The sequence below is a fragment of the uncultured Campylobacter sp. genome (genome assembly GCF_938045465.1).
Lineage (GTDB): Bacteria > Campylobacterota > Campylobacteria > Campylobacterales > Campylobacteraceae > Campylobacter_B.
This window is the reverse complement of record NZ_CALIBF010000077.1, coordinates 1-17,295: the sequence shown is the minus strand read 5'-3', so window position 1 is coordinate 17,295 and position 17,295 is coordinate 1. Positions and strand designations below refer to the sequence as shown.

Below are 17,295 nucleotides of genomic sequence, written 5' to 3'. Positions count from 1 at the left end.
TTTTAAAAGCGCGTCCGCAAATTTGTCGAAATTTAAGAATTTGGGTAATTTTATTTGAGGCGGTGCAGAATGCTAAAGTCTTTGAAAAAAATCGTATCTCTTGCGCTTATCGGTGCAGCAGGGTTTGGCTATGCGAGCGAGCAGAATTCCTGGGGCTATGCAAACGCGCAAAAATCACCTTCCAACAACACTTCCCGTTCCGATGTAATGAGCGCTGCGGATAGCTTGGGCGCGAAATTAAGCAGGCGCGACGCAGCTAGCGATAGCTCCGCGAGCGACGAGTATGAAAACTCATTTCGTATTAAGCTCGAGTACGCAAGGGGCTTTGCCAAAAAGGGCTCATATTCCGGCAGGCTTAATAATCAGCGCGTTATGATGCCTGCGTTTCGCTGGACGGGCAATAGCGGCGTAAATGCCGAGTTTTGGAACGGCATTACCAATATAGGCGGCGCGCTGGTTCCTTACGTGGCTTTCGGTTCATACGAGGCGGCGATACCGGGCGATCAAACTACGCAATATCTGGTCAGAAGGGACGAGGACGCTGTTCAGATGAAGCGAAATATCGCGGCGGGCATAGCAAATTTAGGCTATACCTATACCAAAAATTCTACTAGAAATCTAAATTTAGTCTATGCCGATATCGATAATTTCGTAAATTTCTACGGCAGAGAAAATATCGCAGGATACTTTATCGACGAGGTTAATACCGAAAACAATCCCGCAACTATCGCCTATATGGCGAATATCTACAACTATATCAAGACCAAATACCCTGGAATGCTCGTTTTGGCAAACAACGGCTGGGGCGTGCGCGACGCCATAGCTCCCTATGCGGACGTTTGGATGCTGCAAGAGGTGAGCGCGGACGATTATATAAATAACTACCGCCCTAGAACTTCGGAATTTGAAAAAGACCCTGCAAATTCCTCTAAAATTTTGCATGTCATATACAACGCCAGAGCTGATCAATACGACGAGATCATAAGGCTATCTCGCGAGCGCAATGCGGCAAATCTATTTATCACCTCCGATACGAATGCCTATCCTAGCGGATACGACGATCTGCCTACCTATTTTGAAGCGCTGATGCTGGCGATCAATAACTTCACGCCTAAAAACGGCAGCCTGTTTTCGCAGGTCGCAAGAGGCGGCAACCGGGTAGGCATCGAGATGCCGCGCTCGAAGGTCGATCTGGATCTTACAAAGCTTGCAAGAAATTCTGCTTATAAAAATTTAACCGATACCGACGGGCAGGAGTTTAACGTAAATGTAAGCGCGATAGGAAACTACGGCGGAGATTACAAAGACCGCTCGGGCGGCGTCAAATACGATCACAAGAGCGACGGAATTTTACTCGGAGCCTCCAAGAGAGTAGATGATCTTACGCTGGGCGCGATCTTTGGATATCAAAAATCGGACGCTTGGTACGAGGGCAAATTCGACGGTGTCAAAGAAAACATCAAATCCTACGAGCTCGGTCTGGCGGGCAGATACGACTTTAACGAAAACGTGGATCTGGCGGTCAATTTAACCTATTCGACGAACGATCATAAATTTGAAACCAACAACGGATTCGGCGCTATCCACGGCGCGAAATACAAATCGCAAATTTGGGATTTCAGCACGAGAGCCGGGTATAAATTCTTATTTGAAAACGGCTACATTAAGCCATATTTGGGACTTGGAGCGATTAGAGTGGACGAGGACGCGATCTCCAGGCTTAGATTTAGCTCCGCTTCAAAAACCGCGCCGAACGGCACCGCAGGAATTTACGCGATCAAGGCCTTCGGCGATCTGCAGATATTTGCAAATGCGGAGTACGAGCATCGATTTAGCGGCGATTCGTATCACGCGAGCAGAAAGTATTCGGACAGATACGACGTGGAGGGGCTTGATTATTCTAGCGGCGTATTTAACGGCGCGATCGGACTGAAATATAAGATCCTTCAAAGCGTGGGACTCAGCGCATCGTACGAGCTAAGCGAGAGCAAAAATAGCCTGGCAAGAGCCGCTTTTGACGTGGAATTTTGATTTTAATCGGACGTAGCCCAAGATAGGCGGCTGAAGCATAACTGCAAATTCCTCTTTGCCGCAAATCAAAAATTTGCGGCTAAATTTTATCTGGGCTTTGCCGCGAAATTTTAAAATTTTGACCGTAAAATTTTTACTCGCATAATTTCTACTTTGAAATTCCATGTAAGGTCATTTTTTGTGCCGTTATGGATGCGAAGCGACGAGATGGAATCGCTGCCACAGAATTTCGCGCGGACGCTGAGGGGGTTTTAAAATTATAAGATTTTGCCCGTTTATGACTTTGCGGATCGTGTTTCATACGTAAGTGATTTTAAAATTCTATGTGCGGCGCAACTACGAAATTTTTTAAAAGCAGCGGAATTGCAAGAACTCCAAAGGGGCAGTATTCATAATTCGAGGCAAAATTTAGATTGATTGAAAGCTACCGAAATTGGGTGAAAGAAGCGAAATTTTGCGGATCGCTCCGCAAAATTTAAGAAAGATTATTTTAGTTTGTCTAGTTCGATGATGTAAGGCACCGAGTTTACCCCCGCACCGAAGTATTTGGCAGCTAGGGCTTTTGCAGCGTTTAGCTCGGCAGCACTTACGTCCTTGGCGCCTGCTTTGTTATCTTCAGCGTAATATTTTTTAAAAACCGCTATCTTTTGCTCGTCGGTTTTAGCATTTTTGATCTCTTTGTAGATGAGCGCGGATTTTGCGTGGCCGTCATCGCCGTGAACGGAGGTCATGACGATATCGACATTGTTACTTTTTAACGTTTCTTCGATCCTTGCCATCTCTTTGCGGCAGAATGGGCACAAAGCGTCCGTCAGCATCAAAATCGTAGGCTTTTTAGGATCGTTTCCTAGCTTGATAATATTGTCTTTGCTCTCTGCTTTGAAGACCTTACTTAGCTGTCCTGCGATGCGGTCTTGTTTGATCTGCTCCTTATAGACTACGCGTTTTTTAGGATCGATGATATCGGTAAAGATCAGATCGCCTTGGGTGAAAATGATCTCCTCTTGCGACATATTGCCTTGAGAAATCTTTAAAACGACCGCCTCAACGCCCTTTGGCTCGCTAAGCGGGATGCGCTCGGCGACCTTTATTTCGATGCCTTGAGGCGCGCCGCCGTAGATAGATAAAATTTCGCTGTCGCTTAGAGCCGCGTTTAGGCTCGCTACGAGAGCAACTGAAGTTAAAATAGCTTTTTTCATTTTTTTCCTTTGCAAAAAATTCCGCGCATTGTAGTGCAAAATTTTAAATTTTTACTTTTTCAGATAGCGTTTATTGTCGATCGTCACGATATTTCCCATTTTATCTAGGTACTCGAGATAGCAGATGACGAATTTCCTGCTAAGCCCAAGCTCCTCTTTGGCGTTCGTGACGTTTACGAAGCCATCTTTTTCGATGATTGCGTAGAGGCGTTTGATCGCCAGGGCTAAATTTTCGGCCTCGACGAAGAGATTGTGCGCGAGACGGACGACCTTTTTGGCGTAGGTTAGCTTCTTTAGCGCGTCATCGCCGCTACTGCGGTCAATCTCCAGCTCGTCATAGACGTTATAAGGCGCTAATGGCGCTATGCCGCCCTTTTTGATGAGATCAAAAATTTTACTCTCCAGGCTCTGTTTGAGCGCGTCAAAATCCACCCCCGATTTTACGTAAACTCCGCCCTTTTTGGAGACGATGCCGCTTCGCTCAAGCTCGCTAAGCGCGCGTGCGGCGAGCTCTTCGCTAGCCCACGAGAGCTTTAGGGCGATCGAGGCGGGCGAAAAGATCGCGTAGTCGTTTTTTGAGACGATAAATTTTATGAGGCTTTTTACGTCCTCGATCGCGCTTAGATCGTAAACGCATAAATTTGCTTCGTCAAAATACGTCCCTTCTATGCCGCGCGCGATCTTTGCCGCTTCGTCGTACTCCATTCCGAAGCGCTGATACGCCGAAAATAGCCCGAATCCATGCTTGTGAAAGAGGCTTAAAATTTTAAACGCTTCGGTGAAATTTCGCTTCAAAAGCGCGGTGAGAAGCACGGCTTTGCTCTGCTTTTTTAGCGGCTCGATCACGGCGTTTAGCACGCGTCCTCCGCCGATTACGCGCGAGTTTGACAAGCAGACGAAGGGCTCGCCGAATTTCAAAAACATCTTTTTGTCAAATTTAAAGCTCACGAGCTTCTCGCCGCTAGGAAGTTCTTTTAAAATGAGCGCTTTTGCCGCGCTTTGCTTGCTTCCGACGCAAAACAGCACGTCTTGATTATGCGAAATTTCGCCGCTAAAGGTACAGTCGGCTTCATTAAAGCCGCGGAAAAAGCCCTTTTTGCTTAGGATTTGCCCCTTCTCAAGCTCGCTCGTTTTGGCGTCCAGACTTAGCGCGACGCGGTTTGGAGCCTGCGCCAGCGGCGTGTCCTCGTCATGGATCTGCACGCTTTTGACGTTAAAAATTTTACCCAGATCGCAGTTATAAAGCTTCTCGCCCTTTGAAATCGCGCCGTTAATGAGGCTGCCCGTTACGATGGTGCCGAGCCCCTTAAGCGAAAAGACGCGGTCGATGTAGTAGTGCACCACGCCGCCTCCTTGGCGCTGCGCGGGCTTGATATTAAAGAGATAGTTTTTCAGCTCGTCGATGCTTGCGGGATCTTTTATGCTGATAAAAAAGGTGTTTAAAATTTGCAAATTTTTAAATTTGCAGATGTATTCCCTGCACTGCGCCGCGACCTCCGCCCTGCGCGCGTCGTCGGCTAGATCGCACTTGCTGATACACAAGATCACGCTTTTTACCCCGAGCAGCGATAAAATTTGAATATGCTCTTTGCTTTGCGGCATTAGCCCGTCGTCCGCGGCGACTACCAGCATCGCAGCGTCGAAGGCATATGCGCCGCTAATCATCGTCTTTACTAGATTTTCATGCCCCGGAACGTCGATGAAAGCGACGTTGGTGTCTCCCGAGCGCAGATGGGAAAAGCTAAGATCGATCGTGATGCCGCGCTGCTTTTCGCTCGGCATTCGGTCTCCCTCAAAGCCGTTTAGCGCCTTGATTAACGCGGTCTTTCCGTGATCGATATGGCCTGCGGTGCCGATGATTACGCTATTCATAAATTTCTCCGATCTTTTTTATTAAATCTTGTAAGTCGCTTTTTAAAATCGATCTGAAATCGAGCAAAAATTTATCCTGCTCGATCCGTCCGATTATGCCCGCAGCGCGAAATTTTGCCTGCGTGCTCTGCGGCTCTGCGCCGTCAAGTATCGCAAGCGCGACGCTAGGATAGGAGGCGCTCGGCATCGTACCGCCGCCTACAAAGGTGGTAGTAGGCACGATCTGCGATTTTACGCCGATACGCGATCGCACTAGCTCCGCTCGCTCACGTAGCTCATCTAGGCCGAGATGGATCTGATCTATCGTCGTGATGAGGTGAAATTCTTTATTTATATACGCCTTGATCGTCTCGGCAAGCAGGCTTAGCGTGATCTTGTCCACGCGCAGCATTCGCAGTAGCTGGTTTTTGCGCAGGCGCGCGATGAGCTCGCGATCTCCTAGGATGATGCCGCACTGCACGGAGCCGAAGAGCTTGTCGCCGCTAAAGCTAAGCAGCCGCACGCCGCTTTTTAAAAGCTCAAAAATGGATGGCTCGCTTTTGCCGAGCCCAAATCCCAGCTCGCTTACGTAGCCGCTTCCAAGATCGTAATAATCGATGATCTCGTTAAAGCTTTCCTCTTTTTTCATGCTAAATTTTGCGGGGTAAATTTTAGAAATTTTGCTCTCGCCGCCTTTATAAAAACGCTCGCTCCTTGCGGACGGCTCGTCGCTATCTAAATTTAGAGCATTCGCAGAGCCTGCCGCTAAGCTTAAACCATTCGGCGCAGAATTTAAAATTTCGCCCGTCGTGTCCGAAGAGCCGCCGCAAAGATCTGCTAAATTTTTAAAACTTGCCTCTCTAAGCGCTAAAAATTCTCTCTTTGCCTGCGAGGCGCGACGTGCGAGAGCCGCAACTTCCGCAGCGCTTACGCTCGAGCTGAAGCCCGAAATTTTAAAATTTGAGCGGTGCACCTTCATCAGGATCGCCGTGTTTTCATTGATCGCTTCTTCGTAATCGTCCAGCTTGGTTTTGTTCGTAGTGCCGATCTCTGTGAGCTTTGCGCCAGAGTTTGCCATCACTTCGCTTACCCGAAAGCTCCCGCCGATCTCGACTAGCTCGCCGCGGCTTACCACGACTTCGCGTCCGCGCGCGAAGGTATTTAGCACCAAAAAGACCGCCGCAGCGTTGTTATTGACCACGAGCGCGTCCTGCGCGCCGAAGAGCTCGCTGCACAAAAGCGCTATGTAGTCGTATCTGTTGCCGCGCGCGCCCTCGGATAGGTCGTATTCTAAATTTGAATACGAGGTGATGATCTTTTGCGCGCGGGCTAAAATTTCGGCGCCAATGACGCTGCGGCCGAGGTTTGTGTGTAGCACGACGCCGGTTGCGTTGATGAGCGGTTTAAGGCTTAAGTTTTGAAATTTTTCGTAGCGCGATTTGATGCGCGCGATGATCTCGCTTTCGCTTGCGACTGTGCCTCCTTGCAGCGCCTCCCTGCGTGCCTCTTCGATGAGCTCTTGCGCGATTTTGATGATTTGCGGGCGGAGGCAGTTTTGAAACTCCTGCGCGTTTGCGATTTTATCGATTTTGGGTAGTTTGATTCGTTGCATTGCGACCCCGATGCCTTAAAATTTAGGCGATTTTATCATTTAAAGCTTTGATTTTGCTTTATCTATAAAATTATTAATTTAAATTCGATTTACTTTAAGTGCAGAATTTAAAAGCTGTTTAGAAAATAAGAGTAAAACCCGCCTAATTATCAATTTAGGATAGATTATGAAAGAACATGGATTTTACGCCGCGGGGCTAAAGGATGTCGTCTTAAGCGACGATATCGAAATTCGCGGCGATGAAGAGGAGGCGAAAAATGAGGAATTTATCGTCGCTAATTCGCCGAAACTAAAAGCGCAAATTTATGCGCCCGAGATAAATTTTTATATAGAAAATTCCGCAGATGAGCCGCTACAAATCGCTAAAAACGTAGATATTTTGTATCGCGCCAAAGATATCGCCTTTGACGGTGCGCTAGATAGCGACTATCAAAAGCCCGTCGGCAAAAACGTGCTTCTCGCCTGTGATGAGCCGCGAGAGGAGCTTGTGGGGCTACTTAGGCAGCACGGATTTAAGGTGATCGCGTTAAGCAGGGCTGAGATAAAGTTCGTCTACGGCGAGATTGGCGATCTTGCGGTTACGATTTTAAGCGAGCAGGATGAGGTTGAGACTGAGGCGGATTTTTTCTTGATTAGCGGCGCGACGCCCTATCAGCTACGACAAAGCGGCTGCTACGAGATCTCGGGGCTAAAAGACGATGAAATTTTAGAAATTTTAAATTCCAAAAGCCCGGTTTATCATTATAAGAATTCTACGATCTTTGATCCTGCGATCTGTCAGTATCAAGGCAGGCGAAATGAGTTGCGCACGCCATGCGTGGAGGTTTGCCCTACAGTGGCGATTTTGAAAAACGACGAAAAGCGCGAGTTAGTATTTTCGCATATCGACTGCATCGGTTGCGGCGCGTGCGTGAGCGTCTGCCCTAGCGGCGCGCTGAAATTTGCCAAGCTGCCCCAAAGAGTATTTGGCGAGATCGCAAAGCTCTATGCAGGCAAAATTCCGCTTCTCATCGCAGAGAGCGAAATTGCGTCCGCACCCGCAGTGCAGCTTCCGTGCGGCGTGCTGCCGTTTGGAATTTTCGGAAGCAAGCAAATAGATGAGGTAAATTTGCTAAGCGCGATGCAAGAAAGCGGCTCGAGTGTGATCATTTACGACACGGACGCGGGCGAGGGCACGCGCGAAGCGGTGGAGCTTATCAATGGAATTTCGCGCGCGATCTACGGCAAGGACGCGGTATTTTTAGCGCGAAATTTAACCGAGCTGCAAGAGGCGCTAAAGTGGGCGCAAAGCTCTCAGCCCTGGGCGTTTAGCTTAAACGAACAGGGCCTTAGCAAGAAAGAAATTTTCTCAAAACGAGTAAGCGCAATGGTCGGCGATGGTAGCTTCGGCGTCGTAAAAAGCGGAGAGTTGCTAAAATTTGGCAAAGTAAACATAAACGAAGCAAGTTGTACGCTCTGCCTTAGCTGCGTGGGCGCCTGTAATACCGGCGCGCTGTATGCCGATAACAGCGACAATTCGATTAAGCTCAACGCTTCGCTTTGCACGACGTGCAACTACTGCGTTCTAAGCTGCGCCGAAAAGGATACGATCGAGTTTGAGCCTTGCGGCGTGGAGCTTGAGCCGGGATTTTTTAATTACAAAATGCTAGCCAAAGACGAGCTTTTTAAGTGCATCGAGTGCGGTAAGGAATTTGCGACGAGTAAGGCCGTGATGAAGATCGCGGATATGATGGGTGCGCATTTTGCAAACGAGCCTGAAAAGATGAAGACTCTTTTTTGCTGCGGCGATTGCAAGGCGAAAATAATGATAAAAAAGCAGATAGAAGATGCTAGAAAAGAGGCAATGTAATGGATGCAAATTTAATCAAAGCAAGAAGCTACTACTACGAATTTTTTGCAATTCCGTTTTTTTTCTATGAAACGGATGCGAAATTTAAGCGCTGGAAGGAGCAGCTGGAGTTTTTACGCAGCTCGCCCATTGTGCCTAGCGATGAGGCGGAATTTCAAAATTTGGCGAAATTCGATTTTGCAGCGTTTAAAAGCGAGCAAAATTCCGTGCTTTTTGATTTTTCATACGCCAACGTGCCGATGAGTGCGAGCTTCTACGACGAGGGGCGCGACGATGGGCGTATGCGTGTCGCGGTAATCGACGTACTAAAAAAGAGTAAATTTCGCCGCAATATGGAGCTTTGCAAGGAGTGCGAGGACTATGTGGGATTTATTTTTTACCTGCATTCAACCCTACTTCGCGACGCGGCTGCAAAACACAGCGCAGTTTTAAACGGACAAAATTTCGTGGCAAATGAGCAAAATTTTACGAATAGCGCGAGCTTGACGGCGCAAGACGGAAAAAATTCTGTAGATTCGCATGGCAGTAAAAATTTTACGGACTCGCAGGATGGCAAAAATGCTGCGAACTCGCAATACGCTAAAAATTTCGTCGGCGCGCAAGACGGCGAAGCGCTGGCGTTAGAGCTTTTTACGAATGTCACCAATAGCTTTGTGGATGAGTTTAGCGAGCTTTTGTGCGGGCATGTGCGGGCGGATTTTTTCAAATCATTAGGCGCACTAATGAGAAGCTTTTTTGCGCTTGAGCGCTCGCTTTTAGCGCTTGCCGCTCCGCAAAAGAAAGATCGCAGCGTCGTTAAAGAAGCGATCAAAAAAGGCGGCTATCAAAATAAATTTACCAATCCGGAAGATATTTTTAATCTGGATTGATAAATAAAATTTTTAACGAAAATCTTAACGCGAAAGCAGAATTTCGGTTAAATTTTAAACTCGCAAACTCTAGTTTTGCGAGTAGTTTTTTAGTTAGAACTTTATATTTTGAATTTTAAATAAAATTTAAAAAGTAACTTAAAATTTAATTTCCATCTCACTGCCTTTTCGTTATAATTCATTAGACTTAAATCCTGTAACAGGCGTTACTACAATAAAAGATTTAAAGCGATTTCTTCACAAAGGAAAACCATGGAGAACAAACGCAGAGATTTTCTTAAAAAATCTCTAAAAATCGGCGCAGTAGGTGCCGTGGGCGTTGCCGCGTCTCAGGCTCTAGCAAAAAGCGAGCAGGATTACGGCGATACCGTTCGTGGCAAATCACCGAAAAAAGAGGTGCTTTACTGGGAGAGTGAAGCGTGGAAAAAATACTATAAAGTAGCTTACTAGGAGAATTTTCATGAGTGAGAATGCGATCGGAAGGAGATCGTTTTTGAAACTCGCCGCTTTAGGAGCGAGCAGCGTAGCTGCGTTTGGCGAAAATAATACGCTAAGAGCTGCTACTGAGCAAGAGATCAAAAACCCATTTCCAGGTTCCGTTATGAAACGAACGATATGTTCGATCTGTTCCGTAGGCTGCGGTATCGAGGCTCAAGTGGATGAGAGCACCAATACCTGGATTCGCCAAGATATGGCAGTAGATCACCCGATCTCGCAGGGCAGTCACTGCTGTAAGGGAATCGATCAAATCGATTTAACCAAATCTAAAATGCGTCTTAAATATCCACTCAAAAAGGTTGGTGGCAAGTGGGAGCGCATAAGTTGGGAGCAAGCCGTTGATGAAATCGGCGATAAAATGCTTCAAGTTCGCAAAGAGGACGGCCCAGATAGTGTGGTATTTCTGGGCTCGGCTAAATTTTGTAACGAGCAGGCATATTATTTTAGGAAATTTGCAGCCTTTTGGGGTACAAACAGCAACGACCACGTAGCCAGAATTTGACATAGCGCAACAGTCGCCGGTGTGGCGAATACTTGGGGTTATGGAGCTATGACTAATCACGTAGGTGATATGGCGAAAAATTCTAAAATGATCCTTTTCATAGGTGCGAATTCCGCGGTTGCAAATCCCGTGGGGGCTATGAAGCATGCTCTTCAAGCTCGCGATAGAAACGGCGCGAAAATCGTCGTCGTCGATCCAAATTTTACTAGAACTGCGGCTAAGGCCGATATGTATATTAGAATTCGTCCGGGAACCGATATAGCGTTTGTGTACGGAATGCTGCATCTAATCTTTAAAAACGGCTGGGAAGATAAGGAGCTAATAAAAACCAGAACCTACGCTGTAGAGGAGATTAGAGCCGAAGCTGAGAAGTGGGATCCTAAAGAGGTAGCCAATGTCACCGGCTGCAAAGAAGAGGAGCTGATAGAATTTACGAGGATGTTCGCTACCACAAAGCCCGCTACTTTATGCTGGGCTCTAGGCATTACACAGCACTCGATCGGAAGTTCAAATACTAGAATTTTGGCTCTTTTGCAGCTCATACTAGGCAATATGGGCAAGCCGGGCGGCGGCTGCAATATCCTTAGAGGCCATGATAATGTTCAAGGCGCTACTGATATGTGCAATCTCTCCGATAGCTTACCTGCGTATTACGGACTAGCCGATAACGCTTGGAAGCACTTCTGCAAGGGCTGGGGCGTAGATTACGAACAGTTTATTAAAAGATTTGCCGTCTCTACTAAGCAGCCGCACGAAAAGCAGGGTGAAAAAGTGCCTGGTACGAATTTTACCGAGTATTTCCACTACGATCCAAGCATCGAGCAAGATACGATAAATTGGCGCAATGAAAAGGGCTTTTCGCTATCTAAATGGTGGCAGGGCGTTTTGAAAAACGAGCCCGTTTTAAGTAGTGGCAATGTCCGCGTTCTTTGGGTGCAAGGCACAGGAATTACTTCTATGGCTCATGTTCGCGAGACTCAAGAAGCATTAGGCAAGATCGATATGCTGGTAGTCGCCGAGCCGTTCTTAAACGAAGTAGCGATTCTAAACGATAGACCGGATGGAATTTATGTTTTGCCGGTAGCTACGCAGTTTGAGAGCGAAGGTCATCTAAGCGCTACAAACCGCAGCGGCCAGTGGAGAACTCAGATTGTTAAGCCTCTATTTGAGAGTAAAGAGGATCAAGAGGTAATGTTTCTATTCGCGAAAAAATTCGGCTTTTACGACGAATATGTTCGCGGCATGAAGATGGGCATCGTTGATGGCGAGCTTAAGCAGGTTAAAGACGATTTTGTTTGGCCTGACGACGCTACCGATGAGATCGCACGCAATACTCAAAGTATTGGAAATAACGGACGCACCGCAGCTAGATTTCGTAGACAGCAGAAAAATTGGCATCTATTTGATCCCGATACTTTGCGTGGCATAGGTGGCGAGGTAGAGGGCGAATACTATGGGCTTCCATGGCCTTGCTGGGATACGCAACACCCGGGCACGCCGATTCTTTACGACGTAACTAAGCCTTATGCCGACGGCGGTATGGGATTTAGAAACCGCTTTGGCTTAGAGCACGACGGCGTTTCGCAGCTAGCCGACGAGAGCATTACACTTCCGGGATCAAAAATTCAAGGCGGTCATGCAGAGATTACCAAGGCAAATATCGAACAGGTTTTAGGCATTACGCTAAGCGAGGATGAAAAAGCCAAGATGGGGCCTACGTGGAGCACAGATTATAGTGGCATTATCGCTAAAAAATGCCGAGAGTTCGGAATTTGTCCTTGCGGAAACGCAAGAGCCAGAGCGAAGGTTTGGCAGTTTGCGGATCAAATTCCAAAGCATCGCGAGCCGATCCACTCGCCGAGATGGGATTTGGTGGAGAAATATCCGACCTTTGCGGATCAAAAACGAAATTTCCGCGTCTTTACGAGATTTATCTCCGAGCAGAAAAAGCAGGATTGGAGCAAGGACTTCCCTACTATCGTAAGCTCGCTAAGGCTTGTAAATTTAAGCGGTGCGGGCATGATTGAGCGCACGAGCAAGTATCTTTCAGCGATTACTCCGGAGATGTTTGCGCACGTAAATCCTAAGCTTGCCGCTGATAAAGGTATCAAAGATGGCGAGATGATGTGGATTCATTCGCCGCAAGGCACGAAGATCAAAGTCAAGTGCATCTATTCGCACGCCGTAACGCCTGATCGTATTGTTATGCCGTATAACTTCGCGGGAATTTTCCAGGGCGAGGATCTAAGCGAGCGCTATCCTGAGGGTACTAAGCCATATATCAGAGGCGAGAGCTCAAATACGATTACCAACTACGGCTTTGACATAAATACGCAAATTTCGGAATTTAACGCCGGTCTTTGCAGACTAGAAAGAGCATAAGGAGATAAAATGCCGGCAAGATTAAAATTTTACGTCGATGTCGAGCGTTGCATCGCTTGCTATGGTTGCCAGGTAGCCTGCAGCTCGGCGCACGAGGTTCCCGTGCAGATCAATAGGCGCAAGGTTATCACTTTAAACGAGGGCATAGAGGGGCAGGAGGTTTCAAGCTCTATTGCTTGCCAACACTGCACCGATGCGCCTTGCGCGCAGGTTTGTCCGGTTCAATGCTTCTATATCAGAACCGACGGCGTCGTTTTACACGACAAAGATAAATGTATCGGCTGCGGATACTGCCTTTACGCGTGTCCGTTCGGCGCTCCGCAATTCCCTAGAGACGGAGCTTTCGGTATCAAAGGCGCGATGGATAAGTGCACTATGTGCGCGGGCGGACCGGAGCCTACGTTTTCGCACGAAGAGCTGCATAAATACGGTCAAAACCGCATCGCAGAGGGCAAGGTTCCGATGTGTGCGGCGATCTGCTGCACGAACGCTCTAATCGTGGGCGACGCGAGCAGAGTTTCGGAGGTTTATCGCAAGCGCGTACTTACGCGCGGCGTGAGCCTATAAGATTGTGGAATTTTAAACTCCTCCGGTTTTAAAATTCCGTCTCTTTTCGCAGAAATTTTAACCGAGCGACGGCTTTAAATTTAGAGGTCGCTCGGCGCGAAATTTTATTTGAAAATCTCCGCTCCTGCGTATCGATCGTTAGATTATTTCAAAAAATCGCCCCTTGCCGACATTAAAATTTTAAATTTATGCTACAATCACTCAAATTTAGGATTTGAAATCTTAAGCGAAAGGATCCGTCTTGAAAAATAAAATTTCACTTTTTTTGGTCATTTCGACGTTTTTGATTTTTACAGGTTGCTCTAAAAACGTTCCCGTAAATAGCGGTATCGTGCGCACTTCCGAGCCGCTTCACATTATGGAATTTCCGCAGGATAAACTCATAAGCGTAAATTTCACCAATACCTCTACGACGGATTCGAATTTAACCCAAGTGGTGATCCAACATTTGCGTGCGGACGGATTTAAGGTCGTCAATAAAAGCGCGGCGAACGTTCAAATCGGCGGCAATCTCAACTACTTCCGCAAGGCGGATTTTTCGCGCAGATCGTGGGATAATCCGAGATTTAGCTTCGGAATGGGCTTTGGCAGGTATTATAGATATACGGGCATGGGCGTAGGCTGGGGGATGCCGTTCGGATACGATCCTTGGGACGACGACGATTATTACAGAGACTATTTCTACGACTCGCAGATCAGCCTCTATATAAGCGTTAAAAATAAGGGCGCGTGGAAGGATTACGTAACTAATCTCAACTACCAAAGCATCAAAAATCCGGGCTCTAAAGACTCGGTAATGGATGCGCTAAATTTTAAAATTTACGAATATATAAGACAGATGATTAAGCAGGGAAGATGATAGTAAAAGAGAATAAAAAGCCCGTAGCGATGACACTGGCGGGATCGACGATTTTGGCGCTCGCTAGCGGATATTGCTACCATGCGGGCTTTGGCGGCGCGGCGCTTTTTGCTTCCGTAGTGGCGGCATTTTGCGCGTTTTTTTGCGCGCTCAGACTCGGCGCGAAAAATTATTTGCAGATCGGCGAGGATGCTTTTACGATCGTGCGCGGCGCAAATTCCGAGAGCTTCGAATACAAAGATATAGCAAATTTAGGCACAAAAACCTTCGCCGCGGGCAGAAACAAGACGGAGCTTTTAAATTTTGTATTCAAAAAAACGCCCCAGGCGCAGGACCGCTTTAATTTTTTACGATTTTACAGCGACACGGAGGCCACGCTGCCGGGCTCGTTTGAAATTTCGATCTACGAGCTGAGCAAAATTTTGCGCGAAAAAGCGGGTCTTTCGCAAAGCTCCGAGGAAGAGCAGGTCGCTCCAAAGACTCGCAAAGGCGCTAAAGGTTCTAAAAAAAGCGCGAGTAGCGCTAAAAATTTTAAAGTTAAAAATCTCCGCGATGAGAATTCCGCTTCGCAAAATTTAGATGCGCAAAGTTCCTGCGGCGCACAAAATTTATGTGAAAATTCAGGCGCACAGAATTTCCGCGTGGCACAGGATTTCACTGTGCAAAATTCTAATAGCGCCGCTAATTCAAACGGCGCGCAGAATTTAGAGGGCGCTTCAAATTTAAACGAACAAAGCCCTGCCGCGCCGAATGATGCCGCTTCCTCAAATAGCGCCGTCGCAGGCGAAAATTTCATAGGCGCCGAGAATTCCGCGCCTAAAATTCTCGCGGGCGATAATGAGCCTGACGCTGCGCCCGAAAGTGCGGCGGTAGATGGCTCCGATACTACCGATACGGTGATGCAAAGCTCCGCCTGCGAAAGTAAAATAAGTAGGCAGGTGCAGCCTTGAACTCTTTGCCGATCGGAATTTTCTTGCAAGGAGCTGCGCTGATGCTCTCACTCATCGTCGCGATCGGCGCGCAAAATATCTTCGTCATCTCCCAAGGTCTTGCGAAAAACCACGTCGCGGCGGTTTGCACGGTCTGTGCGCTAAGCGATGCCGTATTTACGGCCGTAGGGATATTTTTAATCGGCGGCGCTCTTAAGCAAGACTCTCTTCTTACCCAAATTTTAGGCATAGGCGGGGTCATATTTCTGCTCTGCTACGCGCAAGCTCGTTTTTTAGTGCCTATAAGGGCTCGCATTTTGCCAAGATTCAAAACTCTGCAAATAGCCCGCTGGCGCCCGTCGTAGCCAAAGCCCTTGCGGTTACGCTTCTAAATCCGCACGTGTATTTAGACACCGTCGTGGTCGTGGGCTCGCTCGGCGCTACGATCGTAGATGCCCAAAAGCCGTGGTTTTACGCGGGAGTTATGTTCGTATCGTTTGCGTGGTTTTTCGGCTTGGGCTACGGTTCAGGGGCGCTTTCGAAGCTTTTTGCAAGCAGCAGAGCATGGCGCATAATCGACGCGCTCGTGGGAGTTTTGATGCTGTATATGGCGTATCTGATCGCGAAGTTTGTCTTTAAAATTTAAAATTTAACGCTAAAATTCCGCATTCTTGATAAAGGATCTATGATGAAAATTGAAATTGAAAGCGGGCTCGAACTAAAAGAGGCCTTGTGGCGCGTAGAGAAAGCTCTGCGCCTGGTGACCGACAAGGATGGCAAAATCACATCGAGCGCGACGCTTTACGTGGGCAAACATTCGCTTTTAAATTTACTCGATACCAACCAGATCGAAAATATCCAAAACGCCTATGCGCGCGCCAGGACGGAATTTCGCGCGGAGATGCTGGGCGTGCTGGAGGGCTTTTTATCTCAAGAGGACGCCGAGAAGGATCCGGAATACGCGCTATTTAATCAGCTCTACCAAATGGCGATGACCGCGGGCAGAAAGAGCGATATTTTTATTCATGTTCAAGGCATCAGCGAAAACGAGGTCGTGCTGCGCGTGTATCAGCGCTTCGAGCTGGAGAGCGGCGAGACAATCTATTACGCAGGCGGCGAGTTTAGCTACACTATGGATGAAAATTTCGGTAAAATTTATCGCTACGAAATTTGATTTTAACGCTACGGCGTGAGATCAGGTGCCGCCTCGATCGTAAATATCGCACTACGCTTTTTTGCTGCAGCGTCTGAATTTAAACCCCCTAAAACACGCGGCGAGCTAAATTTAGACAAGCTTTCTGTGACGATAGAATTCCGCTCGGTTAAAATTTATCGTAATTCCAAATTTAAAGCTGCGTACAAATTTTTATCCCTCGATACGCAAATTTTATCCTACTGCCCGCCGGCATTCGAGTTCACCTTATTTTACGCTTGCCAAAATTTTAAATCGCTCGCATAAAATTTTATTTCTTAGGCACATAAATTTTGTTGTATCGCACTTTTACGCAAAAGAAAAGATAATTAAACGAAGCCGAATTTAACCAAGGCGCGTATGTAGGAAGGCGAGCTCAAAGATGATACGCTAGATGGCGGTTTGTTGCCATTGCTTACTTTAAAAATTTTTAAGCATTAATACGTGCAAAATGTAAAAACAAAGAAGTGAAAACGCAATGCTAAGCAGAAAAACTAGGATAATAAAAGCGCTGATCGGACTAGCGATAATGATCGCAAAAGCCGTTGTTTGGCAGCTGGTGGGGGGTTGGTCGGACTAGTGCCCTTTATCGTGAGCGTTACGGGATTTTGTCCCGCTTGCTACTTTTTAAACCGCTGTTCGCTGAAGCGCTAAATTTAGCCGCGGTATGCGGTTTTGCCGTGCGCCGAGAAAATAAGCGCGATAAATTTTATGGCGAAGCGGGCGAGCTTTAAATTTTAAATTCTCCACGCCTTGCCGCGGAACGTTAAATTTAAACTAGCCCTTTAAAGCCTTAAAATTTTATCGCGCGATGCAAGGCGGTAAATTTAATCTCGTGCCGCAGTCAATCGGCACGCTGCTAACTATGTAAAATTTTAGCGCGTGCCGCTTTCGACGCTCTTGTTATGACTGGTTTGTGCGCCGTGCTAGCCATAACCAAACTTTATGATTAATT

Annotated in this window: 15 protein-coding genes; 12 read left to right on the top strand and 3 right to left on the bottom strand. The window is 47.2% G+C overall.

The genetic code is table 11. The features are described 5' to 3' along the window. The first annotated feature begins 69 nt into the window (after window positions 1–69). Complete coding sequence (locus Q0413_RS03755; RefSeq protein WP_298987449.1) at window positions 70–2,031, top strand: autotransporter domain-containing protein; 1,962 nt, start codon at window positions 70–72, stop codon at window positions 2,029–2,031. A 485-nt stretch (window positions 2,032–2,516) separates the two neighbouring features. Here the strand turns inward: Q0413_RS03755 and Q0413_RS03750 are convergent, their stop codons facing one another. From Q0413_RS03750 to selA, 3 genes are read right to left on the bottom strand one after another with little or no spacing between them, the layout of a single operon-like run. Next, window positions 2,517–3,230, bottom strand: coding sequence for a histidine kinase (locus Q0413_RS03750; RefSeq protein WP_298704010.1), 714 nt, complete (start codon window positions 3,228–3,230; stop codon window positions 2,517–2,519). A gap of 51 nt (window positions 3,231–3,281) precedes the next feature. After that, the gene (gene selB, locus Q0413_RS03745) at window positions 3,282–5,102 is read right to left on the bottom strand and encodes a selenocysteine-specific translation elongation factor (protein ID WP_298987448.1); all 1,821 of its coding nucleotides are present in this window, start codon (window positions 5,100–5,102) and stop codon (window positions 3,282–3,284) included. After that, on the bottom strand, window positions 5,095–6,693 hold the full coding sequence (gene selA, locus Q0413_RS03740; RefSeq protein WP_298987446.1) for an L-seryl-tRNA(Sec) selenium transferase: 1,599 nt from the start codon (window positions 6,691–6,693) through the stop codon (window positions 5,095–5,097). The genes selB and selA overlap by 8 nt, the downstream gene beginning before the upstream one ends. Window positions 6,694–6,859: 166 nt before the next feature. Between selA and Q0413_RS03735 the strand changes: the two genes are divergently transcribed. The 11 genes from Q0413_RS03735 (at window position 6,860) to Q0413_RS03685 (ending at window position 16,607) form a co-directional block, all read left to right on the top strand. After that, window positions 6,860–8,542: a 4Fe-4S dicluster domain-containing protein gene (locus Q0413_RS03735; RefSeq protein WP_298987443.1), complete on the top strand. Its 1,683-nt coding sequence runs from the start codon at window positions 6,860–6,862 to the stop codon at window positions 8,540–8,542. Further along, window positions 8,542–9,411, top strand: coding sequence for a molecular chaperone TorD family protein (locus Q0413_RS03730; RefSeq protein ID WP_298987441.1), 870 nt, complete (start codon window positions 8,542–8,544; stop codon window positions 9,409–9,411). Before Q0413_RS03735 ends, Q0413_RS03730 begins: the two co-directional genes overlap by 1 nt. Window positions 9,412–9,663: 252 nt before the next feature. Next, window positions 9,664–9,861, top strand: coding sequence for a twin-arginine translocation signal domain-containing protein (locus Q0413_RS03725; RefSeq protein ID WP_005871103.1), 198 nt, complete (start codon window positions 9,664–9,666; stop codon window positions 9,859–9,861). Window positions 9,862–9,871: 10 nt separating this feature from the next. After that, window positions 9,872–12,793: a formate dehydrogenase subunit alpha gene (locus Q0413_RS03720; RefSeq protein ID WP_298987438.1), complete on the top strand. Its 2,922-nt coding sequence runs from the start codon at window positions 9,872–9,874 to the stop codon at window positions 12,791–12,793. A 9-nt stretch (window positions 12,794–12,802) separates the two neighbouring features. Continuing rightward, window positions 12,803–13,360, top strand: a complete 558-nt coding sequence (fdh3B, locus tag Q0413_RS03715) for a formate dehydrogenase FDH3 subunit beta (protein ID WP_005871109.1) — start codon at window positions 12,803–12,805, stop codon at window positions 13,358–13,360. A 241-nt stretch (window positions 13,361–13,601) separates the two neighbouring features. After that, window positions 13,602–14,219 (top strand): hypothetical protein, encoded by a 618-nt coding sequence (locus Q0413_RS03710; RefSeq protein ID WP_298987434.1) that lies wholly within the window; start codon window positions 13,602–13,604, stop codon window positions 14,217–14,219. Then, on the top strand, window positions 14,216–15,169 hold the full coding sequence (locus Q0413_RS03705; protein ID WP_298987431.1) for a hypothetical protein: 954 nt from the start codon (window positions 14,216–14,218) through the stop codon (window positions 15,167–15,169). The genes Q0413_RS03710 and Q0413_RS03705 overlap by 4 nt, the downstream gene beginning before the upstream one ends. Next, complete coding sequence (locus Q0413_RS03700) at window positions 15,166–15,513, top strand: LysE family transporter (protein ID WP_298987428.1); 348 nt, start codon at window positions 15,166–15,168, stop codon at window positions 15,511–15,513. Before Q0413_RS03705 ends, Q0413_RS03700 begins: the two co-directional genes overlap by 4 nt. 35 nt (window positions 15,514–15,548) lie before the next feature. Beyond that, window positions 15,549–15,794 (top strand): LysE family transporter, encoded by a 246-nt coding sequence (locus Q0413_RS03695; protein WP_298987427.1) that lies wholly within the window; start codon window positions 15,549–15,551, stop codon window positions 15,792–15,794. A 42-nt stretch (window positions 15,795–15,836) separates the two neighbouring features. Next, entirely contained in the window at window positions 15,837–16,322 is a 486-nt protein-coding gene (locus Q0413_RS03690; RefSeq protein WP_298987424.1) for a hypothetical protein, read from the top strand. A gap of 15 nt (window positions 16,323–16,337) precedes the next feature. Next, the gene (locus Q0413_RS03685; protein WP_298987421.1) at window positions 16,338–16,607 is read left to right on the top strand and encodes a hypothetical protein; all 270 of its coding nucleotides are present in this window, start codon (window positions 16,338–16,340) and stop codon (window positions 16,605–16,607) included. Window positions 16,608–17,295 lie beyond the last annotated feature (688 nt).

Coding starts and splice junctions, on each gene's coding strand:
- Q0413_RS03705 (WP_298987431.1), top strand. CDS start 14,216: ATGATAGTAAAAGAGAATAAAAAGCCCGTAGCGATGACACTGGCGGGA.
- selB (WP_298987448.1), bottom strand. CDS start 5,102: ATGAATAGCGTAATCATCGGCACCGCAGGCCATATCGATCACGGAAAG.
- Q0413_RS03735 (WP_298987443.1), top strand. CDS start 6,860: ATGAAAGAACATGGATTTTACGCCGCGGGGCTAAAGGATGTCGTCTTA.
- Q0413_RS03750 (WP_298704010.1), bottom strand. CDS start 3,230: ATGAAAAAAGCTATTTTAACTTCAGTTGCTCTCGTAGCGAGCCTAAAC.
- Q0413_RS03755 (WP_298987449.1), top strand. CDS start 70: ATGCTAAAGTCTTTGAAAAAAATCGTATCTCTTGCGCTTATCGGTGCA.
- fdh3B (WP_005871109.1), top strand. CDS start 12,803: ATGCCGGCAAGATTAAAATTTTACGTCGATGTCGAGCGTTGCATCGCT.
- Q0413_RS03725 (WP_005871103.1), top strand. CDS start 9,664: ATGGAGAACAAACGCAGAGATTTTCTTAAAAAATCTCTAAAAATCGGC.
- selA (WP_298987446.1), bottom strand. CDS start 6,693: ATGCAACGAATCAAACTACCCAAAATCGATAAAATCGCAAACGCGCAG.
- Q0413_RS03730 (WP_298987441.1), top strand. CDS start 8,542: ATGGATGCAAATTTAATCAAAGCAAGAAGCTACTACTACGAATTTTTT.
- Q0413_RS03690 (WP_298987424.1), top strand. CDS start 15,837: ATGAAAATTGAAATTGAAAGCGGGCTCGAACTAAAAGAGGCCTTGTGG.